Annotated in this window: 26 protein-coding genes, 2 pseudogenes and 1 other annotated feature; of the genes and pseudogenes, 18 read left to right on the forward strand and 10 right to left on the reverse strand. The window is 34.1% G+C overall.

The window, feature by feature from the left end; translation table 11 throughout:
* Positions 1–244 precede the first annotated feature (244 nt).
* Together mleCBF and CN326_RS17220 are read right to left on the reverse strand one after the other, a co-directional pair.
* Positions 245–1,087: a CBF family alpha/beta fold macrolide esterase gene (gene mleCBF, locus CN326_RS17215; protein WP_098310203.1), complete on the reverse strand. Its 843-nt coding sequence runs from the start codon at positions 1,085–1,087 to the stop codon at positions 245–247.
* 510 nt (positions 1,088–1,597) lie between these two features.
* Complete coding sequence (locus CN326_RS17220) at positions 1,598–2,377, reverse strand: alpha/beta fold hydrolase (protein WP_098310204.1); 780 nt, start codon at positions 2,375–2,377, stop codon at positions 1,598–1,600.
* Positions 2,378–3,134: 757 nt separating this feature from the next.
* On the opposite strand from CN326_RS17220, the gene CN326_RS17225 reads away from it, so the two are divergent.
* From CN326_RS17225 to CN326_RS17235, 3 genes and pseudogenes are all read left to right on the forward strand, one after another.
* Positions 3,135–3,386, forward strand: a complete 252-nt coding sequence (locus tag CN326_RS17225) for a hypothetical protein (protein ID WP_098310205.1) — start codon at positions 3,135–3,137, stop codon at positions 3,384–3,386.
* Positions 3,387–3,573: 187 nt separating this feature from the next.
* Positions 3,574–3,981, forward strand: a complete 408-nt coding sequence (locus tag CN326_RS17230; RefSeq protein ID WP_098310206.1) for a GNAT family N-acetyltransferase — start codon at positions 3,574–3,576, stop codon at positions 3,979–3,981.
* 130 nt (positions 3,982–4,111) lie between these two features.
* Positions 4,112–4,539 (forward strand): annotated as a pseudogene (locus tag CN326_RS17235) (aminoacyl--tRNA ligase-related protein); the annotation flags it as partial.
* A 32-nt stretch (positions 4,540–4,571) separates the two neighbouring features.
* On the opposite strand, the gene CN326_RS17240 reads toward CN326_RS17235, so the two are convergent.
* Positions 4,572–5,036, reverse strand: a complete 465-nt coding sequence (locus tag CN326_RS17240) for a DMT family transporter (protein ID WP_098310207.1) — start codon at positions 5,034–5,036, stop codon at positions 4,572–4,574.
* Positions 5,037–5,049: 13 nt separating this feature from the next.
* Positions 5,050–5,472 carry a DMT family transporter gene (locus CN326_RS17245; RefSeq protein WP_098310208.1) on the reverse strand — a complete coding sequence of 141 codons (423 nt, stop codon included), beginning with the start codon at positions 5,470–5,472 and terminating at the stop codon, positions 5,050–5,052.
* 96 nt (positions 5,473–5,568) lie between these two features.
* Here CN326_RS17245 and yeiL point away from each other — a divergent pair, with 96 nt between their 5' ends.
* The 9 genes from yeiL to CN326_RS17290 all read left to right on the forward strand — a co-directional run bounded on the left by yeiL (position 5,569) and on the right by CN326_RS17290 (position 15,290).
* Positions 5,569–6,267, forward strand: a complete 699-nt coding sequence (yeiL, locus tag CN326_RS17250) for a transcriptional regulator YeiL (RefSeq protein ID WP_098310209.1) — start codon at positions 5,569–5,571, stop codon at positions 6,265–6,267.
* A 257-nt stretch (positions 6,268–6,524) separates the two neighbouring features.
* Positions 6,525–7,016 carry a CDP-diacylglycerol--serine O-phosphatidyltransferase gene (gene pssA / locus CN326_RS17255; RefSeq protein ID WP_098310210.1) on the forward strand — a complete coding sequence of 164 codons (492 nt, stop codon included), beginning with the start codon at positions 6,525–6,527 and terminating at the stop codon, positions 7,014–7,016.
* Between the two features lie 320 nt (positions 7,017–7,336).
* Complete coding sequence (locus CN326_RS17260) at positions 7,337–8,128, forward strand: hypothetical protein (RefSeq protein ID WP_098310211.1); 792 nt, start codon at positions 7,337–7,339, stop codon at positions 8,126–8,128.
* Positions 8,129–8,351: 223 nt separating this feature from the next.
* Complete coding sequence (locus CN326_RS17265; RefSeq protein WP_098310212.1) at positions 8,352–9,413, forward strand: M4 family metallopeptidase; 1,062 nt, start codon at positions 8,352–8,354, stop codon at positions 9,411–9,413.
* Between the two features lie 39 nt (positions 9,414–9,452).
* Positions 9,453–9,770, forward strand: a complete 318-nt coding sequence (locus tag CN326_RS17270; RefSeq protein WP_098310213.1) for a protealysin inhibitor emfourin — start codon at positions 9,453–9,455, stop codon at positions 9,768–9,770.
* A 283-nt stretch (positions 9,771–10,053) separates the two neighbouring features.
* Positions 10,054–11,568, forward strand: coding sequence for a class I adenylate-forming enzyme family protein (locus CN326_RS17275; protein WP_098310214.1), 1,515 nt, complete (start codon positions 10,054–10,056; stop codon positions 11,566–11,568).
* A 350-nt stretch (positions 11,569–11,918) separates the two neighbouring features.
* Positions 11,919–13,319, forward strand: coding sequence for a protoporphyrinogen oxidase (locus tag CN326_RS17280; protein ID WP_098310215.1), 1,401 nt, complete (start codon positions 11,919–11,921; stop codon positions 13,317–13,319).
* A 573-nt stretch (positions 13,320–13,892) separates the two neighbouring features.
* Positions 13,893–14,148: a binding site (T-box leader), on the forward strand.
* Positions 14,149–14,235: 87 nt separating this feature from the next.
* The gene (locus CN326_RS17285) at positions 14,236–14,835 is read left to right on the forward strand and encodes a GNAT family N-acetyltransferase (RefSeq protein WP_098310216.1); all 600 of its coding nucleotides are present in this window, start codon (positions 14,236–14,238) and stop codon (positions 14,833–14,835) included.
* 215 nt (positions 14,836–15,050) lie between these two features.
* Entirely contained in the window at positions 15,051–15,290 is a 240-nt protein-coding gene (locus CN326_RS17290; RefSeq protein WP_098310217.1) for a DUF3977 family protein, read from the forward strand.
* A 57-nt stretch (positions 15,291–15,347) separates the two neighbouring features.
* On the opposite strand, the gene CN326_RS17295 is transcribed toward CN326_RS17290, so the two are convergent.
* On the reverse strand, positions 15,348–15,806 hold the full coding sequence (locus CN326_RS17295; RefSeq protein WP_098310218.1) for a GNAT family N-acetyltransferase: 459 nt from the start codon (positions 15,804–15,806) through the stop codon (positions 15,348–15,350).
* A gap of 130 nt (positions 15,807–15,936) precedes the next feature.
* Positions 15,937–16,344 (reverse strand): ribosomal maturation YjgA family protein, encoded by a 408-nt coding sequence (locus CN326_RS17300; protein ID WP_098310219.1) that lies wholly within the window; start codon positions 16,342–16,344, stop codon positions 15,937–15,939.
* A 212-nt stretch (positions 16,345–16,556) separates the two neighbouring features.
* On the opposite strand from CN326_RS17300, the pseudogene CN326_RS17305 reads away from it, so the two are divergent.
* The 3 genes and pseudogenes from CN326_RS17305 to CN326_RS17315 form a co-directional block, all read left to right on the forward strand.
* A pseudogene (locus CN326_RS17305) lies at positions 16,557–17,000 on the forward strand (PhzF family phenazine biosynthesis isomerase); the annotation flags it as partial.
* Positions 17,001–17,107: 107 nt separating this feature from the next.
* The gene (locus CN326_RS17310; protein WP_098310220.1) at positions 17,108–17,611 is read left to right on the forward strand and encodes an NUDIX hydrolase; all 504 of its coding nucleotides are present in this window, start codon (positions 17,108–17,110) and stop codon (positions 17,609–17,611) included.
* Between the two features lie 33 nt (positions 17,612–17,644).
* The gene (locus tag CN326_RS17315) at positions 17,645–18,064 is read left to right on the forward strand and encodes a GNAT family N-acetyltransferase (protein WP_098310221.1); all 420 of its coding nucleotides are present in this window, start codon (positions 17,645–17,647) and stop codon (positions 18,062–18,064) included.
* A 96-nt stretch (positions 18,065–18,160) separates the two neighbouring features.
* Here the strand turns inward: CN326_RS17315 and CN326_RS17320 are convergent, their stop codons facing one another.
* The 3 genes from CN326_RS17320 to CN326_RS17330 all read right to left on the reverse strand — a co-directional run bounded on the left by CN326_RS17320 (position 18,161) and on the right by CN326_RS17330 (position 22,230).
* Positions 18,161–19,390: an MFS transporter gene (locus CN326_RS17320; RefSeq protein WP_098310222.1), complete on the reverse strand. Its 1,230-nt coding sequence runs from the start codon at positions 19,388–19,390 to the stop codon at positions 18,161–18,163.
* A 4-nt stretch (positions 19,391–19,394) separates the two neighbouring features.
* Positions 19,395–20,438, reverse strand: coding sequence for an ArsR/SmtB family transcription factor (locus tag CN326_RS17325; protein ID WP_098310223.1), 1,044 nt, complete (start codon positions 20,436–20,438; stop codon positions 19,395–19,397).
* Between the two features lie 226 nt (positions 20,439–20,664).
* On the reverse strand, positions 20,665–22,230 hold the full coding sequence (locus CN326_RS17330) for an IS200/IS605 family accessory protein TnpB-related protein (RefSeq protein ID WP_098310224.1): 1,566 nt from the start codon (positions 22,228–22,230) through the stop codon (positions 20,665–20,667).
* A gap of 526 nt (positions 22,231–22,756) precedes the next feature.
* Here CN326_RS17330 and CN326_RS17335 point away from each other — a divergent pair.
* From CN326_RS17335 to CN326_RS17345, 3 genes are all read left to right on the forward strand, one after another.
* Positions 22,757–23,503 carry a Nif3-like dinuclear metal center hexameric protein gene (locus CN326_RS17335; RefSeq protein ID WP_098310225.1) on the forward strand — a complete coding sequence of 249 codons (747 nt, stop codon included), beginning with the start codon at positions 22,757–22,759 and terminating at the stop codon, positions 23,501–23,503.
* Positions 23,504–23,607: 104 nt separating this feature from the next.
* On the forward strand, positions 23,608–24,498 hold the full coding sequence (locus CN326_RS17340; RefSeq protein ID WP_098310226.1) for a PhzF family phenazine biosynthesis protein: 891 nt from the start codon (positions 23,608–23,610) through the stop codon (positions 24,496–24,498).
* Positions 24,495–25,205, forward strand: a complete 711-nt coding sequence (locus CN326_RS17345) for an HAD family hydrolase (protein WP_098310227.1) — start codon at positions 24,495–24,497, stop codon at positions 25,203–25,205. Before CN326_RS17340 ends, CN326_RS17345 begins: the two co-directional genes overlap by 4 nt.
* A gap of 69 nt (positions 25,206–25,274) precedes the next feature.
* Here the strand turns inward: CN326_RS17345 and CN326_RS17350 are convergent, their stop codons facing one another.
* The gene (locus CN326_RS17350; RefSeq protein WP_255258149.1) at positions 25,275–25,868 is read right to left on the reverse strand and encodes a hypothetical protein; all 594 of its coding nucleotides are present in this window, start codon (positions 25,866–25,868) and stop codon (positions 25,275–25,277) included.
* Between the last annotated feature and the right edge of the window lie 114 nt (positions 25,869–25,982).

Genomic DNA, 25,982 nt, shown 5'->3' on the forward strand with positions numbered 1-25,982 from the left:
AATATTGAATAAGAGATTACATGAAACTTGATTTTTTCATGCTAACAGGATTCTGAAAAAACCAAAAACTTCGATTCATCTACAATGTATAAAACTGTATAAACGATAAAATATGAATAAACACCAATCCCTTGAACCATAAGGGATTGGTGTTTTTGCGCACTTCATATAGATTGGCTAGTATACAACAGGTATAAAATTTAATAAGGTATCTTTTAATATAAAAAGTGAAATCACTAATTTTTTATCGCGAACTAAGACTTACAACTGAGTCTATAATTTGGTCCCAGTCTTCACTATGAATCTCATGACCTGATCCATCAAGAGTTACTAATTCAGCATGGGGAATAGCTTTCGCAAGAGCAAGTCCATGCTCGTATGGGAGAGCTGGATCTGCTGTGCCATGAATAATGAGGACAGGTACGCCGATCTCACCCATTCTATCGTAATACTCGCCTCCGCCTTGCAGCATGGCATGATTGAATCTGCTCGGCAGCTGTTTAGCTCGGGCAGCCTCTCTTTCCGCCAGTTTATATATTCTTACCTCCTCGTACGGTTTGGAACCACATAAAGTTTTCCATCCACCCGCCAGATAGGAAATGACCGCCTCACGATTTGACCAATCTATGGAAGAACTTTTCGCATGGTAATCCAGTATGCTTTTATCCATTGGAGGCAGTTTTTCCATCTCAGTTCCGAATACACTTGATGCAATTAGGGTAAGCGTAAATATGCGTTCTGGATATCTCAGGGCAAGAATCTGACCAATCAAACCGCCCAGGGACATTCCAACGATATGGGCCCGCTCTATGGAATAAGCATCCAGGACTCCAACCGCATCGTCAGCCATGTCCGTTATTGTATAGTTAGAAGTCCCAGGTTCATAAGTGACGGATCGTCCCAAATCACGATGATCGTACCGAATGACAAATCTCCCCTGATCTGCAAGGCGGAGGCAGAAGTCCTCATCCCACCAGTCTAATGAAGACATCGCTCCCATGATTAAAAGCATAGCAGGATCCTTAGGATTTCCAAAACTTTCTGTACATATATCTACTTTATTTACTTTCAGTATCTGTTCACTCATGTTTTTACCTCCTTTTAAATGTTAAATGATTTGGGAATTATAACCATACTTATTTCTATTAATATAGGGGTATTCCCCATCGCCATCAAGTTAAAATTTTATAATGCCCCCAAAACGAAAATTTGTTGTCTTTTATAGCAAAGAAGTTCATTTGTAAAATGACAATAAAGTTATTTAATTTTAAAAGCTCAAACAAGCATAACCCCGTTCTAAATTTGGGACGGGGTTAAAAATATAGTTGTTTAATCTCGATGCGAGATACTTCACTACACTAAAAAATATAACAATAAAGTCGTTTGAAATCTAAGTTTTAATTAACAATCGCACTCTTTTGCGGAAGATTAAGATAATGATTATAATTGCAGCCCATTAGCTGGTTGAACTAACATATCTTTTTGTTCAACACTGTATTGAGTCTAATAATTACAGCAAATATTTTACTGTCCGTAAAGCGTACTCGATTATTACGCTATCGTCCTCTGTTTATTTGAATTTAGGTCAAATTTTTAACTAAATAAATTGTGCCAATAGTTGGTTAAATTTCTCGCGTTCTTCCCAGAAAAGGCCATGACCACTATATTGAAACGGAACAAGCTGTGAATTTCTTATCTTTTCATTTAGTTCCTGAGCTTGTGCAAATGGAATAACTTTGTCATGAATGCCGTGAACGATTAAAGTAGGAACATTAATTTTTGGAAGATCCGCATGTAGCTTCTCATCTCTTAATGTAGTTATAATAGCAGCTGTCGACCAACTTGCTGCTTGTAGCCCCATTTGCAAAAACCAGTCCGAAAATGGTTTAGTTATATACTGAAAGAAAAAGCCATCTGTTACGTCCTGCATCATTTTAGGCCGATCATTTAAGGTTTCTTTAAGGTAGTTATTAGCAGTTTCTGCGGTAAATCCAATTGGAGCGGCCGCATCAATAAGAACAAGCTTTGATACCCTAAAACCATTGTGACGAGACATATATCGAATTGCGATAGACCCACCGGTAGAGTGACCCACAAGAGTAAAATTGTTTATTTGAAGTGTACCAACTACTGTGCGGATATCATCTGCAAGTCTGTTAAAAGTATAGCCGCTCATTGGTTTATCCGAATTGCCAAATCCCCTCCAGTCTATACCAATACAGCGATAGCCCATAGCAGGAAGAACATTAAACTGATATTCAAACTGTTTATGGCTTAACGGCCAGCCATGTAAAAATACGATGGTCTTATTTCCCCCGGGGTTAATATCTTCTACATATAAATTCACACCTGACTCTACGGTAACAAAGTATCCCATGAAGATTCCTCCCTAGTTAATATAGTTTCAACAATAGATATTCATTTTGGTTAATATAAATGAGTACCAATTCAAGTTATAGGCCAGGGAAGCGAAACAGGACGGGCTTTATTGAACTATCCTGCCCCTTTAGTTTAAGTACATTTATTCACAATCTCCTCTATAAATTTAAACATAAATAATCAATTTATTTTGAAAATAAGTTACTCAACAATCTGACCCGATACATCAAGAAAAAACGCTCGATTGTTGAATACAATGATTGGTATTTTTTAAACAACTTTATTGTCACTTAACATATTTTTTAAACGATTTTTTTGTAAATTAAATAACTTTATTATCTCTACACATCATTTTTATCGTTTTGGGGTAATCTATTTTCTTAACTTGATGGGCATGGGGTATTCCCTCCATACTAAAGTTTTCTTTACCCCTTTTATTTCTTATGCTGCTATGCATACTATGCCTTTTAATTCTAGGTATTTGAAAATTAATGTTTAATGGTTAGTACTTATAAAACTATTACATCGTGGAAACAATCTTCACCTACTAATGTGATTGATAAAACAATCTCTAAAACCGCAAGTTATGTTATTCCATTAAAGGGCCATTTAATGTAAGAAGAGAAATGAAAATCCATCTCTCTTTATGTCGTAGTTAACACAAACTGTGAATAAAATATTAAAAGAAAACAAGTGAACAAACTGATTTTTTTGAATGTAATGTTCGAAACTAAAATAAGTAGGGAGACGGTGCAGTGAGCGAAATAGATAAACGAAACAGATTAAGTAAAGAACCTTTTGCTTATCAAATAACGAAAAAAGGAACGGTAGTAATCTATTACGGAGGTAAACAAATTAAAATTGTAAAGGATAGAGAGGCAGAGCGTCTTATAGCAAGAATCAAAGAAGTTGAAGATAATATAACTGAAGTACAGTTATTGTTAGCTAAAATTACGGGTAACTTTAAACGTGGTAATGAGAAATTTGGTAAAAATAAAAGCAAATAAACTTAGCCTTTACTTCGTAGTTCGCAAACAATGTTGGATGGTTTAACAATCGGATGCGTTACTGGAACAATGATAATGCGGTTTCTTCTTCAAGTAACGGGGACAAGTTAATGGAAGAAGCTATGTGAAAATATAAATTCATGTGTTGATGTTAAAATGTAATATACAAAATCCAGGAGGTGATTATATGGAAAAATCTATACATTATACGATTGAGCCCCCTGATAACTTTGAGCAATTACTGACCCTATATGAATCTTTAGGATGGAATTCACTTAAATTAACAGTTAATGAATTGGAACAAATGTGTAATCAAAGTTGGTATGCAATATATGCTTTTGATAAGCAACAATTAGTAGGTATGGGACGTGTTATTTCGGATGGTGTAATTACTGGAATTGTATGTGGAGTGTGTGTGCTACCAAGCTATCAGTCTGAGGGAATCGGAAAAGAAATGGTGAATCGAATTATTCAACATTGTGAGCAAAATCGAGTAATTCCTCAACTTATGTGTGTAGAAAGTTTGGAAACATATTATGAAACTTTTGGATTTAAGAAATTTACCATTGGTATGACAAAGAATATAAATCGATAAATTTAAATTAATTTATTGTAGGGGCCTTGGCAGAAAAACTGCGATTTTCTGCCAAAACCCCTTGTAGAATTAACGGGTGCTCATATTGAATAAGCAATGATCTTCAACAATCGGGCGCTTTAATTGAAGAAAAGTTGAAATGGTCAAATATACAAAACCAAAAGAATCATACGACGAATTAGAAAAATTAACAGCTAATGCGGAAAAAGTATTACAATTGCTGCAATTACCTTATCGAGTAATTACATTATGTACAGCCAATATGGCATTCCCATCTGCAAAAACATATGATATTGAAGTATGGTTACTGAGCTATGGAACATATCGAGAAATTTCTTCTTGTTCAAACTGTGAAGATTTCCAAGCTTGCCGTGCAGGTATTCGTTTTGGTCGTACACAAGGAGCAAAACCAGAATTTGCGCATACATGAAATGGTTCTGGATTACGGTAGGGCACACAGTAGCAACGATTTTAGAGAATTACCAACAAGAAGATGGGTCAGTTATGATTCCGGAAGTATTGCGCTCATACATGGGTGGAAAAGAAGTTATTAAATAAGACAGAGTAAATATGAAAATAAAAAACAAGCCTCAGTAGGCTTGTTTCTTATTTTGAACAGATATATCTGTTCGATCAATGATTAAATTATATGTGAGTCCCATTAATACTAATAAACCTCCAACGATCTTACCAACCGATAGTTCATGTGAATTGAAAAAATCAATGATAATTCCCATACTTAATTGACCAATAAAAATGAGTAATGTCAAATAGAAGGAAGATATTTTAGGGATAATATAGTTTGATAATCCAATTACGATAACACCTACTAATCCTCCTAAATAAGCGAAAAACGGTATGGATTGCAATGTCGTGTAGGACATATTAAAAGATTCATTACTAAAAACTAAAAATAGAAAAGAAAAAGCTAGACCAGTGATATAGTTGAAAAAAGTACCTTGGAAAATTCCAATTTGAGTTGCTAAGTTTGCATTAATTACTCTTGCGATTACAATGGAACATCCAGCTAAAATGGCAATACATATATATAACATCATTTACCCTCCGTTAAAAAATATTCATGACAAAAATTCCAGAAGCAATAAGTAGTAGGCCGACCATTTTCTTTTTTTCAAACTTCACAACTTTCATTCCTAATAATCCGAAATGATCGATGATAATAGAAGTAATCGATTGACCGAGTAAGCCTAAAGCGATTGTTAAGGATACACCAAGCTCCGAAAAGCTAATATTGTTAAATAGTACGGTGAACACTCCAATAGCTCCTGCGCTATATAAGTAGAGCGGGATTCCTTTGTGAATCTTAATTTTAAATTTACCAACTAGTAAAATGATAATAACCGCAATTAATCCAACAATATGAATAAGAACGCTGGCGTTATAGTTTCCTATAACTTCTGCTAAGATGCCGTTTAATGGAAGCATAAGTGCGATAAAAGCACCAATAAGTGCGGAAAGTAATTTGTACATAGCGTTTCCTCCTTGCAATTTTAATCATAATTTATCATGATTGGATTAAGGGGTATTATGACATATGTCATAGTAAAGAGGGGATTTGGAGGATTTATGAAAAAAATATATGATCCGCATAAGTTAGATGAGTATATTCAAAAGAATAATATTGAGGGATTTTTCAGTAGCGATATAAAATCTGTTATGGAATTGTTGTTATTTAAAAAGAATGAATACATATGTAGAGAAAATGAAACGCTTTCTTACCTTTACTTCTTTGTAGAAGGAAAAGCGAAGGTATATACGACTTTAAGTAACGGTAAATCTTTATTATTAACTTTTTATAATCGATTTGAAGTAATCGGAGATGTAGAATTGGTCCGTTCTCAAAAAACTTTTTCAAATGTTCAACTGATAGAGGACTCATATTGCATTGGAATCCCACTAGAAAAAATTAGAGTACGTTTACTTCATGACGCAACTTTTTTAAGCTTTATTTGTGATTCTTTAGCCCATAAACTAGCTAGACTTGCTCAAAATAGCTCTATTAATTTACTTTATCCACTTGAGAGCCGATTAGCGAGTTACATTCTTGCGACAAGTGAAAAGGTTGAGGATAGAGAAAAAACAATGATATTTCAAGGGAATTTAACTGAAGTATCGGAGCTATTAGGGACGAGTTATCGACATTTACTGCGAACATTAAATACTCTTTGTGATAAAGGAGCGTTAGAAAAGAAGGGAAGTTATTTTGAAGTAATAGACGAGCCTTTACTGGAAGAGTTGGCGGCAGATGTTTATAAACAAAATTAAATATATGTTTGTAAGGAAAGCAGTGAGTAGGGTAAGATGATTTTTATTAATGATGAAAATACGATAAAAAATGAAATAAGTACGATCTTCCTTTAGAATAATGAAAAGCCGATTTTCCTTAACGTACAGGAAAATCGGCTTTTTTCTTGTCGAAATTTGCTTAGCGTAAAGTGGTCATGTATTTATTAAGAATAACGGAAGAATATATAGAAAATGCTACATAAATAGGAAGTTTGATCAACTTAGGGGGGACAACCTTGTTCAATCGGATAGTAAAAGCTGTACCTAATTTATTTACGCTTGGAAATTTATTGTGCGGTGTTTTTTCAATTACCTTGAATATGAGTGGCTTTTTGGAAGTAGCCTCCATTTTTATTTTCTTTTCGGCTGTTTTAGATTTTCTTGATGGAAGGATTGCGAGAAAATTAAAAGTGAATAGTGAACTTGGCGTAGAATTGGATTCCTTAGCTGATATTGTTAGTTTTGGGGTTGCTCCTGCACTTCTATTTCATTCGATAGCAGCACCATCTATTTTAACTTCTTTGGCATTTATCCTTTTTCCAATGATGGGTGCTTTAAGATTAGCTAAATTTAGTGTTAAACCAACCATTGGATATTTTAAGGGATTACCTATCCCAGCTGCTGGATTACCATTGGCCGGTATGAGTTTGTTTTCATATAGTAATGCATGGATTACCTTAATCCTTGCTCTCTTAATGGTAAGTCCAATTAGGTTTAAAAAACTTTAATTTGGGTCCCGCTCCATTGCCATCAAGCCTTTATGGAATATCGTTTATTTGAGTAAGTATGATTTCAATGAGGAATTGCTAAAACATATTTCACTACTGGGATGGGAGCCTATAAACTTTCTTAGAGTAAAAAATCAGCTCGTTTTATCGGAAAATGAGCAAGAAAACCCCACCTTCAAAACGCGCAGGGCATAGCCCGGTTTAAGGTGGGGATGAATTGCCATTACATTCATAAAAAATTTTTGGTATTGATACGAATGTATGTTCTTTTTTGGCGTTTTGTAGTATCATGAAGGAAAGAGGAGAGGGAGGTGAAAATCATGACGAAAGAAAAAGAATATGCAACCTATCAAATTTGGATTAAGCAAGGTCACAAATTGTACGCCTACTTCATGGAAATGTGTCAAAATGCAAAAAATCTCTACAATACAACGAATTTCTATATTCGCCAAGTATATACGGCCTTACATGCTGGTAAACCATTACAGCCACTTCAACAAGAAGTCCTCCATACATTACAAATGTACATCGAAACCATGAATGAAAATCAACTTCGTGCGTACCAAAAACGTGTGCAAAAACAGAAAGAAAAACCTGTAGAAGAACGGAACGAAATCAAGTGTAATTTGTTTGCATTCCCTACAAAAGAGAGATCATTCCTATCGTATAACTATCTAGATTGTTTGTTTAAAACAATGAAACAACAAGATTATATGAACTTGCCAGCGCAAACGAATCAAGCGGTTATGAAGAAGTTATATCAAAACTGGAAATCATTTTTTGCATCCATCAAGGCATATATGAAACATCCTTCCACTTTTACGGGTAGACCTCGCATTCCAAGATATATCAAATCATCTATGAAAGAAATTGTATTCACGAATCAAGTGTGTAAACTCCAAGATAAGTACATTCGTTTTCCAAAAACAAGCATAAGATTAAATGTCGGTAAATTGTTCGGATCTATCGAAAATCTCAAAGAGGTACGTGGCGGGAGTTTTCATATCGAAATTTACTTAGCATATATTTTCATTAAAATGTGGGCGGGACCCTATCGCTATCAAGTTAAGAAATTTCCTGTTTCCCAAAATGAAAATTTCATCTCTCCATAGTTGCTCGTGGGAATACAGATTTCGGTTTTATGGGTTTGAAATAAAGTCACGATGTTTATATAAAGTAGGAAAGAAACAAGGAATCACTATATAAATAGTAGAAGAATTATATACGAGCAAGATTAGGATATTAGAAAAGCTCTACTAAAAAGTGTTTCAACTTAATGTAATAAGAGAAAGCTAATCGAGTTGTTTTTACTACTATTAGGAAGGGGTGTAAAACTTGCATACAAAACGGTGTACGCATAATAATTGCAAATGTTTTATTGTACCTAACTATATTTTGGAGAATTTAGCACAAAATGAAGTAGAAGCAGCACGAATTACTTTAGAGAAAAGTCTAAAAGTTCGAAAGCGTAGAATTTTGAAAGAATATGATATTGATGGTGTTGTCGCCTTAACTGATGTTGGAACAGGAACGCGAGGTGAGTCATCTCGCCATGTATACGATTGCAAAGGGAGGACAAAACTTAGAGTGAATGAGGTTAGAAAAGAAGGAGACAGGTCAAGTGGGGATACTGTGGTTAACCATGCGTACGATTATGCTGGAATTGTGCGTGACTATTTTAAGAATGTGTTTCACCGTAATTCTATTGATGACAATGGACTAGATATCATTCTGAATGTTCACTATGGGCACAACTTTCAAAATGCCTATTGGGACGGTGATGAAATGGTGTTTGGTGATGGAGATGGAATTATTTTCACAAGTTTTTCAAATTCACTCGATGTTATTGGGCACGAACTTACACATGGTATTACTCAATTTACTAACGGATTAGAGTATGAAGGACAACCCGGAGCTTTGAATGAACATATTTCGGACGTGTTCGGAATAGCAATTAAGCAATCTTATTTAAAGGAAACAGCGCGAGATGCGGATTGGCTAATTGGTGCTGATATAATGGGACCAACACTAAAAGGACAAGCCCTTCGTTCAATGAAAGCACCTGGTACTGCATTTGATAACCAACTAATGGGTAAGGATATGCAACCTGATCATATGAAAAACTATTATCAAGGAGATCTTGATCACCATGGTGTTCATATCAATAGTGGCATACCAAACAAGGTGTTTTATCTTGTATCTATGGAGATTGGAACAGATAAGGCAGCTTTGATATGGTATAATGCAATACAAAATTTATTTACAACTACAAACTTCAATCAATTTGCACAAATCGTAATTAAAGCAGCGCAAAAACTTGTTGATAGTAGAGAAGTTCCTAAAACGGCTGCAAAAACAGTAGAATCTGCTTTTAAAACGGTGGGAATACCTTCTTAGACATATTCTTTATCATGAAGTTGGAGGCTTAATATTCATATGCATATCCAATTTAGCTGTATCGGGGGAATCGCTAATCTCCATTTAACCTTTCAGACAAATACGGTCGAGTTACCAAAGGAAATAGCTAAGGAATTACTTGATTTAATCAAGCAAGCTAATATTTTAAATCTTAAACCAAGTGAATTAGAGGTTGTTACAATCAATGGAGCGGATGCTTTTTCTTATCAGCTAAGGATAGAAGATGGAAAAGAGCCAAAATCCTTTTCATTTACCGATGTAACAGCTCCGCAGGAAGTGCAACCTTTATTGGATTATTTACGTAATTTGGCGATTGCCGAAAAAATGGAAGAATAATAAAAAAGAACTCACTATGTATATATTTACATAGTGAGTTCTTTTTGTTTTGGGGTATTTTTATTTGTCAGCTTGATGGGGATAGGGCGGGACCCTGCATCCATCAACTTAAGAAATTATTGTTCCTAAAAACGAAGGGGCATTATGATATAACGTTGTCAATATATCTACTAGGTAAAGGGATATTTTTTTGATTAAATTAAATTCACTAAATTTAATCTTTAGTAAATTAATAATTAATATAGTAAAATAAAGTCCTGAAAATAAAAAGGGGTGTTTTTTCTTGCGTACAATGCAACAATTATTACAAAAACGAGCAACACAATCACCAAGTATTGAAGCACTTGTTGGTGGAGGGGCAAGATATTCATTTAAAGAATATAACGAACGAGTAAATCAGCTTGCGCATTACTTGTTAAACAGCGGTGTGCAAAAAGGAGATCGTATCGGTGTTTTATGTAAAAATAATCATCCGTTTCCAACGATTATGATGGCAAGCTTAAAAATCGGTGCCGTACTCATACCTTTTAATCATCAACTTACTGTTTATGAATTAGAAACGATTGTAAAAGAAGCGAAGCTAAAGGTATTATTTTATGATGCTGAATTTAACGAAGTTTTATCTAAAGTTGAAGCAGTAAAAGAAATTCAACATGTACTAGAAACTGAAAAAAATATGGAAGTATCAAATTCATTTGAATTACGATTACAAGACCAGCCGAAGACGGAACCAATGGTAGAAGTTCATGAAGATGACGATGCGATTTTCTTATTTACTTCTGGAACAACCGGAAATGCGAAAGCATGTGTCATTGGCCATAAAAATTTATATTATTATTTTACGGAAATTGCAGGCCAAAGGGAGGTTCCAGTAGGCGGACGTTTTCTTTCTGTACATCCACTTTTTCATATGAGTGGTGTACTTTCTATATTAAATTGTATTTATTACGGTATCACGATGATTTTTCTATCTGATTCAAATCCTAGTCTCATTTGGGATACGATTGAAAAAGAGAAGATTACAACTATGCTTGCGTTTCCAGCTGTGTACAGTTATATGCTTGATGAATTAAATAAAAAAGAACGTAATATTCCTTCTTTCAAAGTAGCACAAAGTGGTGGAACAAAAGTACCTGAAACTCTTATACAAAAGTATGCGGAGAAAGGAATCTTTATGGTACAAGGATATGGAAGTACAGAAGGTTGGATCGTAAGTTCATGGAGACCAGATATGGCGAAAGAAAAAATTTCTTCTGTAGGAAAACCTATTAAACATGTAGGGGTAAAGATTATTCATCCAGAGACAGGAGAGGAATTACCTGCGAATGAAGTGGGAGAGATTATTGTAAAAAGTCCATATATGTTTAAAGGTTATTGGAATAACGAACAGGCAACAAGAAAAGTAGTAAAGAATAATTGGTTTTACATGGGTGATGCCGGGATGCTGGATGAAGACGGATGCTTATATATAATGGGAAGATACAAAGATGTCATTGTACATGGTGGCGATAATGTATATCCAGATCAAGTAGAAGAAGTAATTCATGAAATAAGTGGTGTGTTAGAAGTTGCAGTAGTTGGAATTCCAGATGATTTTTGGGGAGAAATTCCAAGAGCTTATATCGTGAAAGACATCCACACATCACTAACAGAAGAAAATATTATTCAGCACTGTAAGTTAAAATTAGCGAGCTATAAAATACCAGAAGTAATATTCGTTGAGGAATTACCAAAAAATGCTTTAGGAAAGGTATTAAAAAGAGAGTTGAGGAGTGCTGCCCTAGTAAAAAATGATTAAAGGAGTTACCTATTTTAAGTGATAAGTCCGGTTATGTTTTATACATAACTGGACTTATCACTTGTTTTAATGATTTACTAAATTTTGTATAAGATGATAAAGAATATTCACTCAATAATTGTGTGAGTAATATAAGAGATGCTTTAGAAGTTTTATAAGTTAAGAGTTGTCATATTGCGGTTATTCCTTTTGCCTAATCACCCAGTACATCATAATCAACCTGAAATGTGTTCGTATATATTGTCTAATTTTTTACAGACTGTGTAAGCTGCTAGTCGAGAAAGCTAACTTTTGGGTATAATAATAAAGAAATTTATCAATTTATAGTATCGGTTAGGAGCTCAGTAGGTATGAAAACAGTTGTTGTCGTAGGTGGAGGTATTACGGGACTCTCTACTATTTTTTACTTAGAAAGATTAAAAAAGGATTACAATATAGATTTAAAATTGATCCTTGTAGAAAAAGAGGAATATTTAGGCGGGAAAATTCACAGTGTAAAAGAAAATGATTTTATTATGGAAACAGGAGCAGATTCAATTGTTGCTCGAAATGAAAATGTGATGCCCCTTGTAAAAGAACTGAATCTAGAAGATGATATGGTATATAACGAAACTGGTATTTCTTACATTTATTCAGAGAATACGTTACATCCTATTCCCGCTGATACAGTATTTGGAATCCCTACAAGTGTAGAGTCGTTGTTTAGCAGTACGTTAGTCTCAACGAAAGGGAAAATTATTGCACTGAAAGATTTTATTACTAAAAACAAAGGCTTTACGAAAGATACATCGCTTGCTTTATTTTTAGAAAGCTTTTTAGGAAAAGAATTAGTTGAGAAGCAAATTTCTCCTGTCCTTTCAGGGGTATATTCCGGTAAATTAAATGAACTTACAATGGCATCTACATTACCATATTTACTTGACTATAAAAATAAATACGGCAGTATTATTAAAGGGTTTGAAGTGAACAAAAAACAATTCCAGGCAGCTGGAAATAAAAAGTTTTTATCGTTCAAAGGAGGACTCTCTACGATTGTTAATCGGTTAGAAGAGGTGTTGACTGAGACGGAAATACGAAAAGGAGTAACAACGACAAATGTAAGTAGATACGGTAATGGGTATGAAGTTTCTTTTTCGAATCAAGAGAAACTAAAGGCGGATTACATTGTTTTAGCTGCTCCTCACGATATTGCACAAGCAGTACTAAATTCTGCCGAATTAAACAGTGATTTCAATAAATTCAAAAATTCATCTCTTATTAGTATTTATTTAGGATTTGAAATACCTGATAATCAATTACCGGCAGATGGGACAGGCTTTATTGTTTCAGAAAATGGTAATTTATATTGTGATGCTTGTACATGGACAAGTAGGAAATGGAAGCATACATCAAATAAACAAAACTTATTAGTAAGAATGTTTTATAAAAGTTCAAATCCAGCGTATGAAAAGATTAAAAATAATAGTAAAGAAGAATTCATTCAAGTTGCTTTATCTGATATTAAAAAAAGTCTTGGAATTCAGGGTGAGCCGCAGATTGTTGAAGTTACAAACTGGAAAGACTTAATGCCAAATTATCATTTAGAACATAATCAGGCAGTTCAATCTTTGAATGAGAAATTGTCAGCTGCTTTTCCAAATGTTTACTTAGCTGGTGCTTCATATTATGGTGTAGGCATTGGAGCTTGCATAGGGAATGGAAAGAATACGGCAGATAAGATTATGAAAACATTACATACTTGTTCGGAGTAATGTCACCTTTATCCCGCATTAACGGGCAGTAATACTCCCACCTCAAAATTCGGCGAAAGCAGAGAAGTTAGGCGGGAGATAACCTGCCCGTAAAAGCCCGATTGGTTCAACTAATAATTAGTGGGGGATGAAGAACCCCCACTGATTAAAGTTTCACTTTATATTTTTGATGAAATCCTCCTCTAGTATAAGAGGAGGATTTCGTACATTGTTGTACCTATATAAATCCATTTTAATTTTTCGACATCTAAATCCCTGCTATGCAGAATAAAAAGTAACCTACACTCGTTTGCTCTTTCTGTTTTTACTTCACATGTGGCATAAAAAGGCCCCTAATCGCTTCTATGCATGGCCAGATGCTCTCTCCCACCTAAAAAGAGGGGTTTTATGTCGGTTTTTTAATTGATGTATATATCTTACTATTTAACTTTGATTAAGGTTTCTACACGTGTAGTTTTATTTTCTTTAATTGTTAAAGTAACATTTGATGAAACTTGTTACTACTAACAACCATAAATATTTGACAATAATCAATTTTCTGATTATCATTAATGCAATTAATAATAGGAAATAGTAATAGCGATGAAGAGAAGAGTAATTAAGAAATGCTATGTGACAGAGAACTCCAGTAGCTGAGAAGGAGAGATAGCGTTCTTAATGAAAAAAGACTTGGAGCTTCGTACGGAACTAAGATGATTAGGGATAATGCGACGGGTTCTTCCGTTATAGAGATAGGGTATACGCAATTTGCCGTACCCGAAGAGGTTGATATGGTGACATATCGATAAACTGAGGTGGTACCACGATGAGCACAACTCTCGTCCTCAAGATTCATAATCTTGGGGGTGGGAGTTTTTTATTGTTTAAATTTTAATCAAAATTAGGGAGTCAGTTTATAAAAGGAGAGGGTATTGTAATGAATCCAATATTATTAGACGTTCCATCTCAAATAGAAACAGCAAGACTAATACTACGAGCGCCCTTACAATCTGGGGACGGAAGTATTGTAAATGCAGCAATAAAAAATTCCTTTAATGAATTAAAAGCTTGGTTACCTTTTGCACAGAACATTCCTGCTGTTGAAGAAACAGAAATCAACTTGAGAGAAGCGCATATTAAGTTTTTAAAAAGGGAGAGTTTTCGTTTTCTTATTTTTCATAAAGATACTAATGATTTTATTGGAACAGCAAGCATTCAAGGAATAGACTGGGACATTCCTAAATGTGAAATTGGATACTGGATTAACACACCGTTTAGTGGAAATGGATATATGGTAGAAGCAGTAAAAGAATTAACCAACTTTGGGTTAAACCAAATTCAATTTAAAAGAATTGAAATTAGGTGTGAATCCACAAACCTTAAAAGTCGCTCTATCCCTGAAAAATTAGGATTTGAGTTAGAAGGAATACTAAAGAATGAAGATTTATCGGCAGATGGAAAGACATTAACTAACACTTGTATTTATGCTATAACTTGGTCAGGTACTAATTGTGATGGGGTGTATAGGCTTCTTTAATTGAAATTGTAATTTATACTTTACATAGAAGCAGAGCTAGTTTGTTTTCTAAATAGAACTGTTATGGTTTGTGAATGAGTAATAAAAGAAGGATTCCACATTTCATCCATAGAACAAGTAGTATGTTTAAGAGAGAATATAAGAAACTAAAAGTTAACATAATATAATTATGTTAATCTATAAATTTATAAACATTTTAACAGGGAGAAGTGCAATTGAAGTATATTGAGTTTGGGATCGGAAATAAGTGGCTTGTAAGGACGGAAATAGAATATGAGGATGGAACTGAAACGGAGCAGCGTGGCATTGTGAAACCAATTCATTTTGAATCAGCGTATATGAGGTGCTGGGTAGGGAAAATTTGTTTCATTATAGATACAAAAGAAGGGTTTAAGAAAATGAAAAAGAACCGTAATGAATTTAAAGTTATTTTGGGAATTGTAAGTAAGAGATAAGTAGAGAATGAGAGGAATCAAAAGTGTACGGTATGTAACATTTTGATTCCTCTCATTTCATCTGTGTCCTTGTCTTCTTGCTTCTGTAAATCCATAGTATGCACAAGCACCATTTTGAGAAAGATCTTTTACTTCAAATCCGCATTTTTTATAAAAATCAAAGTTATTTGCTGAGGTATTCGTAAACCAATCACCATGGGGGAGTTTTTGTAAACATAACTCTACAAGCTTTTTACCGATTCCTTGTCCTCTATAGTCACTTTTTACGACTACGTCCATAATCATAGCAGCCATAATTTGGTCTGATATAACTCGTATCATCGCAATCATTTCCTCATGATCCCATACTGTAAAAGCCCAAGTAGAGTTTTCGAATATTAAAGTGAAGCGTTCATCTTGCCATGTAGGAGTATGATTTCCAATCCAACCAGCATCCTGAAACAAACACTTCACAGCGGAAGCTGGTATTCCTTTCGTTCCTTCGCGAATAATGAGTCCGTTATGGTAAATGTACATATATACTGCCTCCTTTAATCATTTATTTCGTTATGAATTGGCAACTTCCTGCATGGTTGATTAATGAAGAAGGACTGCTGATGATAAAAAGATAAAACCGAAAATTAAGGTAGAACAATAAGAGGCTAGTTTATGTAAGATTACTAGGTTTGCGAATCATTACAAATAACAGTTCACTTACAACACCTACTCCAATGCCTATCGCATAAGCTAATAAGTCGCTCCATAAAAAGCCATAACCTAATATCAATCCGCCTAAAGTTGTTTCTCGAATATGATCGATCCAACTAGCATGGTATAGTTGGCTAAATTCAATAATATAACAAAATGATATAGCGAGTAACGCAACGGTTTTTGTATGAGCTCTTTTAAAAATAAATCCAAAACCAACAAAAATCATTAAAGCCCACAGTGCATCGCCTAAGTATGTATTCAAAATATGTGGTAGCACATGAGCAATTTTTCTTGAGTATAGTCCTAATACAATTACAATGATGGTTATCATTGCGTATAGGAATCGATTACGTTTATATGTCATATGTAAATTTCTCCTCAAAGTGTTCTTTCAAAAATTAATGGATTAATAATTTATATTTTTTGCTTATACATTAAAATGGTGTCACGTGTTGCAAATATGTTTTTTTATGAATACAGTCTCATGTAACTATTCTATTGTGGTTTATATCATTCCTGTAACGAGAGGGTTTATATATATTATAAAGATGAATAACAATAAAGGGAAATGTTCAATCGTTGTTTATATATAATGGAAGCACAGGGAATTGGACTTTATTAGTTCCAGTGAAAAAGCTTGCGTCGTTTAAAAAGATGAAGCCCAACAACAAGTTATTTCCATCTATCTTAAAAGAAATGCCTCGAGCTTCCATTCACCCTTTCTGTTTAGAAACATACGACTCAAATGCTCACATGCATGCACGTCATTTTTCATCAGCATATGCTGGTACAATAGAAGACCCAGTAACTGGCACAGCGTCTGGAGTTATGGGGGCATATTACGTTACGTTTATTGATAAGGAATTTAAAGAGAAAAAGGAACTTTTAATAGAGCAGGGGCACGAAATGGGGAAAGATGGACGAGTAAGAGTAATGGTGAGAAAAGAATGGAATGATATTTTAGAAGTTGAGATTTCGGGAAGTGCGGTGTATGTGGACGGGTTTGAAGTTACTTTATAAAAATGAATCTATTATATTCGAGCGTTTTATATAGATATAGTATTCATTACTATGAGAATCTGTATAACAGATAGTATTTAATTTAAAAGAATGGAGGGATTCTAATTTTGAATGCATTATTAGGAATTTCAGAAATTGATGAAAACAAAGTTAAGATAAACTACAGAGAAGCTGTCAGAGCTATTATTATTCAAGACAATAAGATTCTTCTCGTTCATTCGAACTTGGGAGATTATAAATTTCCTGGAGGTGGGGTTGAAAAGAATGAAAGTTATGCAGAGGGATTAATGAGAGAGGTGGCCGAAGAGACAGGTTATCTTAACTGTACAATTAGAAATAAAATGGGTGTGGTTGTTGAAAGGTATATAGATGAATATGATGAAAATGCTATATTTCAAATGACTTCACATTATTATTTTTGTGAAGTGAGTGGCGAGAAGACGGATCAAAAATTAGATGACTACGAGCTTGAACAAGAGTTTACACCACAATGGGTGAAGCTTGGCAATGCGATTAATCAAAATGAAAAAGTCATTAATCAATGTGAACACAATTGGTGGATACATCGAGAAAATTTTGTTTTAAAAGAACTGAATAAAATTAAAAGTTGAATTCATTATGTAAAAGAAAGTGGGAGTGAAAATTTGAATATTAAAGTAGCAAACGAATTAGATTACCAGGATTTAAGGATGATATATTTGGAATCACGTCGTAAAAGTTTCCATTGGGTGGATGTAAAAGAAATGGCACTAGAGGATTTTGATAAACATACTGTAGGAGAGTATATTATTTTAGCAGAAGAAAATAATCGTATCCTCGGATTTGCTTCTTTATACTTGCCAGAAAACTTTATACATAATTTATTTGTTCATCCTGACTTTTCTGGTAAGGGTGTTGGTGGAGAGTTGCTTAATGCCTCCATCGAAAAAATGAATAAACCATTAAGACTGAAGTGCGTATCTGAGAATAAAAAAGCAATGAAGTTCTATGAAAATAAAGGTTGGAAGAAAGTTGTTGAAGAAGGAGAACCAGGAGAAAGATATTGGGTTATGGTATATGAATAAAAATATATAATGAAGAGCCTGTTTGATTAGGCTCTTTTTTATGGTACTTATGTTAATTAGGTAAGTAAGTTACCTTTAAATGTTTTTAATCAAACTTTATTTCAAAGCAACGTCTTTCGTCTCATCTAAAAAGGAAAAGAAGGGAAGTAACATACCAAATAAAGCAGGAATAATAATAAAGCTACCGATCATGATATATAAAAAACGGATGCCGGATATTTCGACAATTTGCCCTGCAAATAAAATACCTAAAGGCATAGTAGCTCGGATCAAGAAGAGTCGAACAGAAAATATTTGTCCCATTAGATGAGAAGGAACGATTTTTTGAAGAAGACTCGTTTGGTGAATATTGAAAAACGGAAAACAAATACCTCCAAGAATTTCGCATAAAACAGCAAGAGGAAAGGATGTTACAAAGCCAAGTAAGAAAAAGGATAGTCCGCCCATGAATAGACCTGAAAGCATGATATATCTTAGCGACCACTTATTTCGCCATTTACCTACTAAGAAAGAACCAACCACATACCCTAAAGGAAAGCTTCCCATAAAAAGGCCGTATGAAAAAGATGTTCCTTTGAATTCTTCTATTATATAAGGAACATTGATTACCATCGTTACCCCGACGCTAAATTGAACTAAAGAAGTAAAGAAACCAAGCCATATGAGCGGACGTTGTTTGAAAAAGTATTGATATCCGGAAATGATTTGTTTTAACCAAGTAGCCTTTTTACTATCGTGTATAACCGAAGGCTCATGGAGATAAGAAAGGCTACCGGCACTTATAAGAAATAAAATTCCTACCACTATGTAAGTAGACACAGTTCCGATGTAAGCTATTATGAGTCCCCCTAACGTAGGAGCTAAGAAACTCATGGTACGCATTGTTCCATCAATCCAGGCGTTGGCTTGTGTTAATCTGTCCTGTTGTACAATCGTAGGAAGTAGGGCCGATGCAGCTGGAACATAAAGAGGCTGTAGAATCCCAAGTACCACTTGAATGACAAACAAACTCCATATCTCAATCTGCCCTAAGAGCATAAGAAGAATGGGTAAGAAGAACACCATTCCTCTTAAAACTTGGGACCACAACATAATGTATTTACGACTTATCTTGTCAATGAAAGGGCCGATAAAGAGCTGAAGAATTAAAGACGGGATAAAATACGTTAACCATAGCGTCCCCATAGCCAATTTTGAACCAGTCAGTTCGTACAATAATAACGAATTACATAGAGCTCCTACCGCTCCTCCAAGTTCAGAAATGGTTTCCCCGATCCATAAACATAAAAAAGAACGGTTGGTAAACAAATGTTGATTTTCCTTCATTTTTTCACCCCTTTTCTAGAAAACGCTGTAACTTTTCCTGGAGAGAAGTTAAGTAATCAAGCTGTATAAAATACCGAGAACCTTTGCCATTAATGATGCGTGCTGCTCGAAGTAAAGACAAATGATGATGAAGCGTTGTTTTTGGAATTTTGAGCTGCTCGGCTAGCTCTTGAAGTGAGTGATCTCTTTCTGTTAGCAATTTTATAATTTTTAATCGTGTTTCATCTCCAAGTGCTTTATAACTATGAACTAATGTAGACGGAGGAGAATAAGGATCCTCTACTAAACTCACATTATCGTCTGAAATGGGATAATAAAATACTTTAATCCCTGGTAAAGTCGTTTCTACGTTCCAGGGCCGGTACACATATTGCGGAATAAGTATGACTTGATGAATAGAAGGTTCAGGTTGATATGTACTACCCGTTATATATTTGACAAGTTCTTCTGGGTGATAAGTTGATTGAAGTGCACGTTTTTGCTGGGCATCGCGCTCAAGCATGCTAGTAAACTCTATGTAGTTAGGTTGTATCACTGTTTCATACCAACCTTCAGAGATGATTTTCAGGTGTCGTTTAAGTACGGAAGTATCGATAGATGAAATATGTTTAATATATGTCGGGAAAAATTTGTGATGTTGACAAGCTTTTATGAAGGAAGCTATAGCTGTTTTTTCTTTATGGGATGCTTTTCTCCGATTGTCTTCATGCTGCAATCCGATATAAGGCAAACAACGCCAACGTAATTCCTCTTCAGTTAGTTCGTCAAGAAAATGAAAAAAACTTTCAAGAGAATCAAAAGAACGGGAGTGAAGTAATTGTAGTAAAGCGAACCATGTATTGTGTTTGTGTGTGTATTGTAGTTCTTTTCGAACGACATTAGGTAATTTTTTCTCGATATCCTTCCAATACTCTATAGGTTTTTCAAAAGTATGATGAAAATCGTAATACGTACAAGCCGCAATACCTAGTCCCATTTCGAATAAAATCGAATGTTTAATCTGAACAGAATAAGTTTCTCTTGTCGCATTTAAGTTTATTACTTTCATTGTTCATCCTGGTTACTAAAATCTAATTATTTCTAACATTCGCCCCCGAACCAAGAAAAAGGGGATATACCGTGACGATTCTCACGTCACTCCGTCAGGAAAGGATTCTAACCTTTGTCATGAACCTATTGTTCAAGATAACCTGCGGCGCTCTGTTAAAGCCGGCTTATTGCGATAAACCATTTCTTCCAACGGTCAGTTTATCACAAAGATTTTAGTACCAGGATTACACCTCCTTTAATTGTAATTTCTGGTTCTTTATGATTAAAGTTTTATGAATAACATTCCACAGTTTCCAACTATGGTTTTCTTTAAAATGATCAATATTTTTGAGCATCATACCTATATATTTTCGTCTTTGTTTTCCATGATTTGATTGTTTCTCGGATTCTTCCATTGACCCAAGAATACGAATCAAATGTGGTTTAACCAAAGAACGGAGTTGATTTAATAATTTCTTCGGAAGTTTTTCCTCTAAATCTAATCCTCTTCTACCAATCACCAAAGAGGCTGCTTCATGTACAGATAAACCATACATTTTACTGTATTTGAATCGCCCAATGACAGAAGTATAGGCTGGATTTACTTTCTTAATTTTAAATCCAAACTTCAATCCTCTTGAAATAATGGCTTTTTGAAGCTTGTTTTTCGCGAAAGAATGCGTGAGTCGATTAAACTTTCTATTTGTATCGTGCGTTTGTTTGAGTGTGATATTCTCTAATACAATAGCGCCCACGTTCCAATCCAATAGATATTCAATCATTTCTTTGGCTACTTCTCCTGCCACATTGCTTCTACGATTACTTTTTACATATTCCATTTCATGACAATAAAATGTTTTGCTTTTAAGTAAATTTCCTTGCTTTGTCAAAATAGAAACAGCTATCTTATCAATATTTACATCAATTCCTGCAATGATATCAGAGTCAATCTTATCATTCCATCCTAATTCAGAACCATAAGTCTCCCTATCATAGGTGATATGAACATAATAAGTACCATTTCTTCTTTTTAACTCAATGGAATATACTTTATATTCTTCAATCGGTTTTCCTTTAGAATTAAAACCAACAATGGTAGGCATGACAACATCTACAATTTCATTAAAATATTTATTGGGAATATGAAGTTTGAATCGTAATCGAGGACTGTTTTTCCCAGTAGATAGAACTGGATTTGCTACTTCTAAGTAAAATTGTTGTTCTTGCTCGTCGAATACAATACGAATATTTAAATTCCCTTTTTTCGTTTTATCTCCGCGAGAATACAATGTATTCGAACGAAGATCTCTCCATTCTTCTTTAGAAATCTTCTGTTTTAATCGTTGATAAAATTGTTTTTTTCCTCCGAAAATGACAGTAGGAATTGTCTGATTTTCTTGATGTTTCAAAAGAACCGTTTCTTTTTCCTGTAGTTTAACCAAACGTGCATGTAACCCTTCTAAACAAAGTTGCAATGGAACCTTTTTAGGTTTCTTTTTACCTGTTTGATAGTCTTCTATTTTTTGTGTTGTTTTTTGAATTTTACCTTTTACACCCTCAATACGAATAGGTAATAATTCTTTCTGACTGGAAATAATAGCCTGCGCTTGCATGGCTGCATCTTCTGCATACCGTTTATTTAAGTTAAAAAGCACGTTCACTTTTTTAATGAGTTCTCCAGCTTTTTCACCTTCTAAGAGACGATTGAATGAATAACGTATAGAAGTACAGAATATTTTCACTAACTGATGAAGTTTTTCTAATTCAGAATCATTTTCATCTTGTAATGTACAAATTCGAGTTATCTTCATACAAGACACCTTCATTCATTTTTTTAGATTCTCTTCATTCCATTTCTTTCTTCTGCGTTTCCCATAGATTCAATTTGAAAAAGATGTTGTAATTACAATTCAGCCCTCAGCCAATTCTTGTTGTTCATTTTTGGTTTATCACTGTAATTTTAAATTAACTATAACATGACAAATTTGTCTTCAAAAAGAAATAGTACTTTTATCATTCTAAGATAAAAAAATGTTGTTTTTAATGATGGAGCACACTCTGCATATAATATCCTAAAAACTTATGGTGAAGAGCTAAAACAATAGTGCAATTCCAAGTTTCGGATTTATATAGATTTCATTAAAAAACGTGAATTATTTTTAAACTGTTGTTACCTCCTTTTTTATTTTATTCTACATTTTTGGAATTTTATTTTCAATATTTTTCGAATATTCTAGTAAAATGCGTAGAACATAAGATTTAAAGGAAGGGTTTTCTAGAATAGTGAAGAATCTTTATATGGTTAAAATACATTAAATGTATAAGGGTGAGGGAAATATGCATATACAACAATTTAACCAACACATTGAAGAAATATTTGGAGAACATTTACATAAGTATGGGGATCAGTTTGGTATAACAAACGTAAGTAATGAAAATTTTCATAAAATAGGTTACACAACAAACTTAACATTAGAAACAATTGAAGAAGCAAGGAAAGAAAATGTCGATATGATGATTACGCATCATGCTGCATGGGAGTTTTTATACGGAATGGAAGAAGCTTGTATATGTAAACTGAAAGAATATAATATTAATCACTTTTGGGTACACTCACCGTTAGATTTCGTTGAATTTGGAACGTGTACGTCGTTGTTTCATGCAATTGAAATTGATGAAATGATAACGTATTCATCTTGTGATAACGAAGAATTACCTGGCGTTGGTGAATATACAAATCCAATTTCATTTTCGCAGTTAGTCGAAAGAGTTGAGAGTAAGCTTGGTGAAAAGGTGAAGGCTTGGAAAAATAATGATAAGGAAGTAAAACGAATTGGTATTATAACAGGAGCAGGGCATTCGACTGACCATATTCAAGCAGCACTGGACAGTGGCTGTGATACATACATAACAGGAGAAAAGACGTTATATACAGTGCAATATGCGAAGTTTAAAAATATTAATCTTATCGCAGGTAGTCATACATTTACTGAAATATTTGGTTTGGAAAGTTTAGTGAAAAGACTGCAGGAGTTCGATAACTCTCTTGAGATTGTTCAGTTGTATGAAGCGCATATAGAGTAATAGATTATTAGCACCCTATTTGTTCCTTTAAAAAATGAATAAGATTAGGTCATAGATATTTTCTACATTTATAGCATAATAAAATGGGGGAGAGAGGGACTGGATTGAAGATTAAAACATATTTGTTAAATGCCTTCACTAAAGGTGAAAAAGGTGGGAATCCAGCTGGGGTTGTTTTAGATACAAAAGGTCTTACAACAGAAGCTATGCAGGCTATTGCAAACAAACTAAATTTCTCTGAAACCGCCTTTGTGTTTCCTTCTGTAACTTCAGATTACGAGATTAGATACTTTACCCCCAATGAAGAAGTTGCTATATGTGGACATGCTACAATTGCTGCTTTCTCCCTATTAGCTCAGATTAGAGCAATAAGAAAAAAGATATACACAATAAAGACGAAAGCAGGGATATTAAGTGTACAGATGCATAACAATAAAATGATATCTTTACAACAAAATCCTCCTGATTTTCTTAAAACAATTCCCCGTGAAGAGATTACTAAGTCTTTAAATTTAGATGAAGAAAAACTAATACCTGATATGCCCATTCAAATTGTATCTACAGGCTTACGCGATATTATTATACCTGTAAGAGGACTTTCAGACCTGCTAGAGATTACTCCTGATATGAAAAGAATTGCTGAAATAAGTAAAAAATATAATGTAACTGGCTATCATGTATTTACACTGGAAACACTACATAATTCTACAGCTCATTGCAGAAACTTTGCACCTCTATTTGATATTCCAGAAGAAAGTGCTACTGGTACATCAAATGCAGCACTAGCATGTTATTTAATAAAACAAAATAAAAAATTTGAAAAATATAGTACCTTTACCTTTGAGCAAGGGTATGTAATGAATAAACCTTCAGAGGTTGTTGTAAATGTATCTACTAACCTTGGTAATATTACAGATGTTCAAGTAGGAGGCTTTGCTTCTAATTTTCAAGAAAAATATATTTCTATTAACAGAAATAAGGGGGGAGCGAATTGAATAAATATAGTTTACTCTTATTCGATTTGGACGACACACTTCTTGATTCCACTTGGTTTAATGTCGGACTAATTAAGACTCTTGAAATGCATCCTATAACAAGAAACCTTGACGCATCGGTATTCCTTGAGAAAAAATTACATATCCCAAAATCCTTATTGAAGCGTTTTAAAAATCGGGAACTAACTCCAGCGGAATTTAGAAGGGCTAGGTGGAAGCATGCTTTTGCTCATTTTAACGTGTTACCTGATGTAGAACTTATTGATGAGCTTGATACACTTTTTATTAAAACAGGTATGGCTTGCATTGGTATAAATAATTCAATTATAAGCTTATTACATGAATTAAAAACACATTATGATCTTGGAATAGTCAGCAATGGATTATATGATCCGCGATTAAAAATTCTCCAAATAGGATTGTCGAAAGTATTTAGCAACGACACAATATTCCATGCTGAGCAATTAGGCTATAGAAAACCAGATCCAGAAATTTATACGGTGGCATTGGAACACTTTGGTAAAAAGCCGGAGGAGACTCTTTTTATTGGTGATTCTTGGGCCCATGACATAGTCGGGCCCATAGAAACAGGTATGGACGCCATTTGGGTTAATCCAAAGGCCCTTTCCAAAACTACTGCACATACTCCAATTGCAGTTGTATCAGATGTCACAGAAATACGGCATATATTGCTACACAATAACTAATTTAACGGAATTTAAAATGAATTAAGGAACACTTAAAATAACAAACTTTCGAAAAATACACAGTATTGGTTATTCTACAATTGTTAATTCATAGATTCCATCAAACGAGTTTGATTCAGGAGGCTGAACATCCTTAATCGTTACGATATTCCCAACCTTTATCTTGTCGCCGTTGGTGATTTTTATCATTTCTGGTGGTACATATCCCCCATTATTTTCACCATGTAACGGTAACCATTTTATTGATTTGTCAGTTACCTCAATAATTTTATATTGAATTGTGCCGTCGTATTTTATTTTTCCTACAACATCCTTAACGATTATTGCTTTATACTTTCCATCGCTGGTTTTCTCGAAGCATACGTGATCACTAACATCAATTATGCCGTTTCTTTTATTGTTCCTCCATGTAGTACCACTAATTTCAGAATAATTGATTTCTGCAGCGTTTTCTTTTTTATTTTGATTAGAATCTTCGAGATACAATACGTCTTCTTTAATGGCTGTAACCGTATATTCTCTCCCTTCTACAACTTTACCTATTTCTTCTCCCTTTGATGTCACCGACTCTTTTTGATTCGTTTCCTTTTGAACAATATTTTTTTCACTACATGCTGCCAACATCATAATTAATAATCCAGTCGTTAATAATGACCTTTTCACTAGATTTCCCCCTTAGGCCCATAAATAAAGTATTTTATTCTATTATTATATCTTAAAAAACGAATATTTCGAAAAAACGGTTTAAACATAATCTTGATTCAAGAGTATCAATGA

It is taken from the genome of Bacillus sp. AFS018417 (assembly GCF_002560985.1).
Classification (GTDB): domain Bacteria; phylum Bacillota; class Bacilli; order Bacillales; family Bacillaceae_G; genus Bacillus_A; species Bacillus_A rhizoplanae.

Excerpts from the sequence above, each read along its gene's own strand:
- mleCBF (WP_098310203.1), bottom strand. The coding sequence starts at position 1,087 with ATGAGTGAACAGATACTGAAAGTAAATAAAGTAGATATATGTACAGAA.
- CN326_RS17220 (WP_098310204.1), bottom strand. The coding sequence starts at position 2,377 with ATGGGATACTTTGTTACCGTAGAGTCAGGTGTGAATTTATATGTAGAA.
- CN326_RS17230 (WP_098310206.1), top strand. The coding sequence starts at position 3,574 with ATGGAAAAATCTATACATTATACGATTGAGCCCCCTGATAACTTTGAG.
- CN326_RS17240 (WP_098310207.1), bottom strand. The coding sequence starts at position 5,036 with ATGTTATATATATGTATTGCCATTTTAGCTGGATGTTCCATTGTAATC.
- CN326_RS17245 (WP_098310208.1), bottom strand. The coding sequence starts at position 5,472 with ATGTACAAATTACTTTCCGCACTTATTGGTGCTTTTATCGCACTTATG.
- yeiL (WP_098310209.1), top strand. The coding sequence starts at position 5,569 with ATGAAAAAAATATATGATCCGCATAAGTTAGATGAGTATATTCAAAAG.
- CN326_RS17260 (WP_098310211.1), top strand. The coding sequence starts at position 7,337 with ATGACGAAAGAAAAAGAATATGCAACCTATCAAATTTGGATTAAGCAA.
- CN326_RS17270 (WP_098310213.1), top strand. The coding sequence starts at position 9,453 with ATGCATATCCAATTTAGCTGTATCGGGGGAATCGCTAATCTCCATTTA.
- CN326_RS17280 (WP_098310215.1), top strand. The coding sequence starts at position 11,919 with ATGAAAACAGTTGTTGTCGTAGGTGGAGGTATTACGGGACTCTCTACT.
- CN326_RS17285 (WP_098310216.1), top strand. The coding sequence starts at position 14,236 with ATGAATCCAATATTATTAGACGTTCCATCTCAAATAGAAACAGCAAGA.
- CN326_RS17295 (WP_098310218.1), bottom strand. The coding sequence starts at position 15,806 with ATGTACATTTACCATAACGGACTCATTATTCGCGAAGGAACGAAAGGA.
- CN326_RS17300 (WP_098310219.1), bottom strand. The coding sequence starts at position 16,344 with ATGACATATAAACGTAATCGATTCCTATACGCAATGATAACCATCATT.
- CN326_RS17320 (WP_098310222.1), bottom strand. The coding sequence starts at position 19,390 with ATGAAGGAAAATCAACATTTGTTTACCAACCGTTCTTTTTTATGTTTA.
- CN326_RS17325 (WP_098310223.1), bottom strand. The coding sequence starts at position 20,438 with ATGAAAGTAATAAACTTAAATGCGACAAGAGAAACTTATTCTGTTCAG.
- CN326_RS17330 (WP_098310224.1), bottom strand. The coding sequence starts at position 22,230 with ATGAAGATAACTCGAATTTGTACATTACAAGATGAAAATGATTCTGAA.
- CN326_RS17335 (WP_098310225.1), top strand. The coding sequence starts at position 22,757 with ATGCATATACAACAATTTAACCAACACATTGAAGAAATATTTGGAGAA.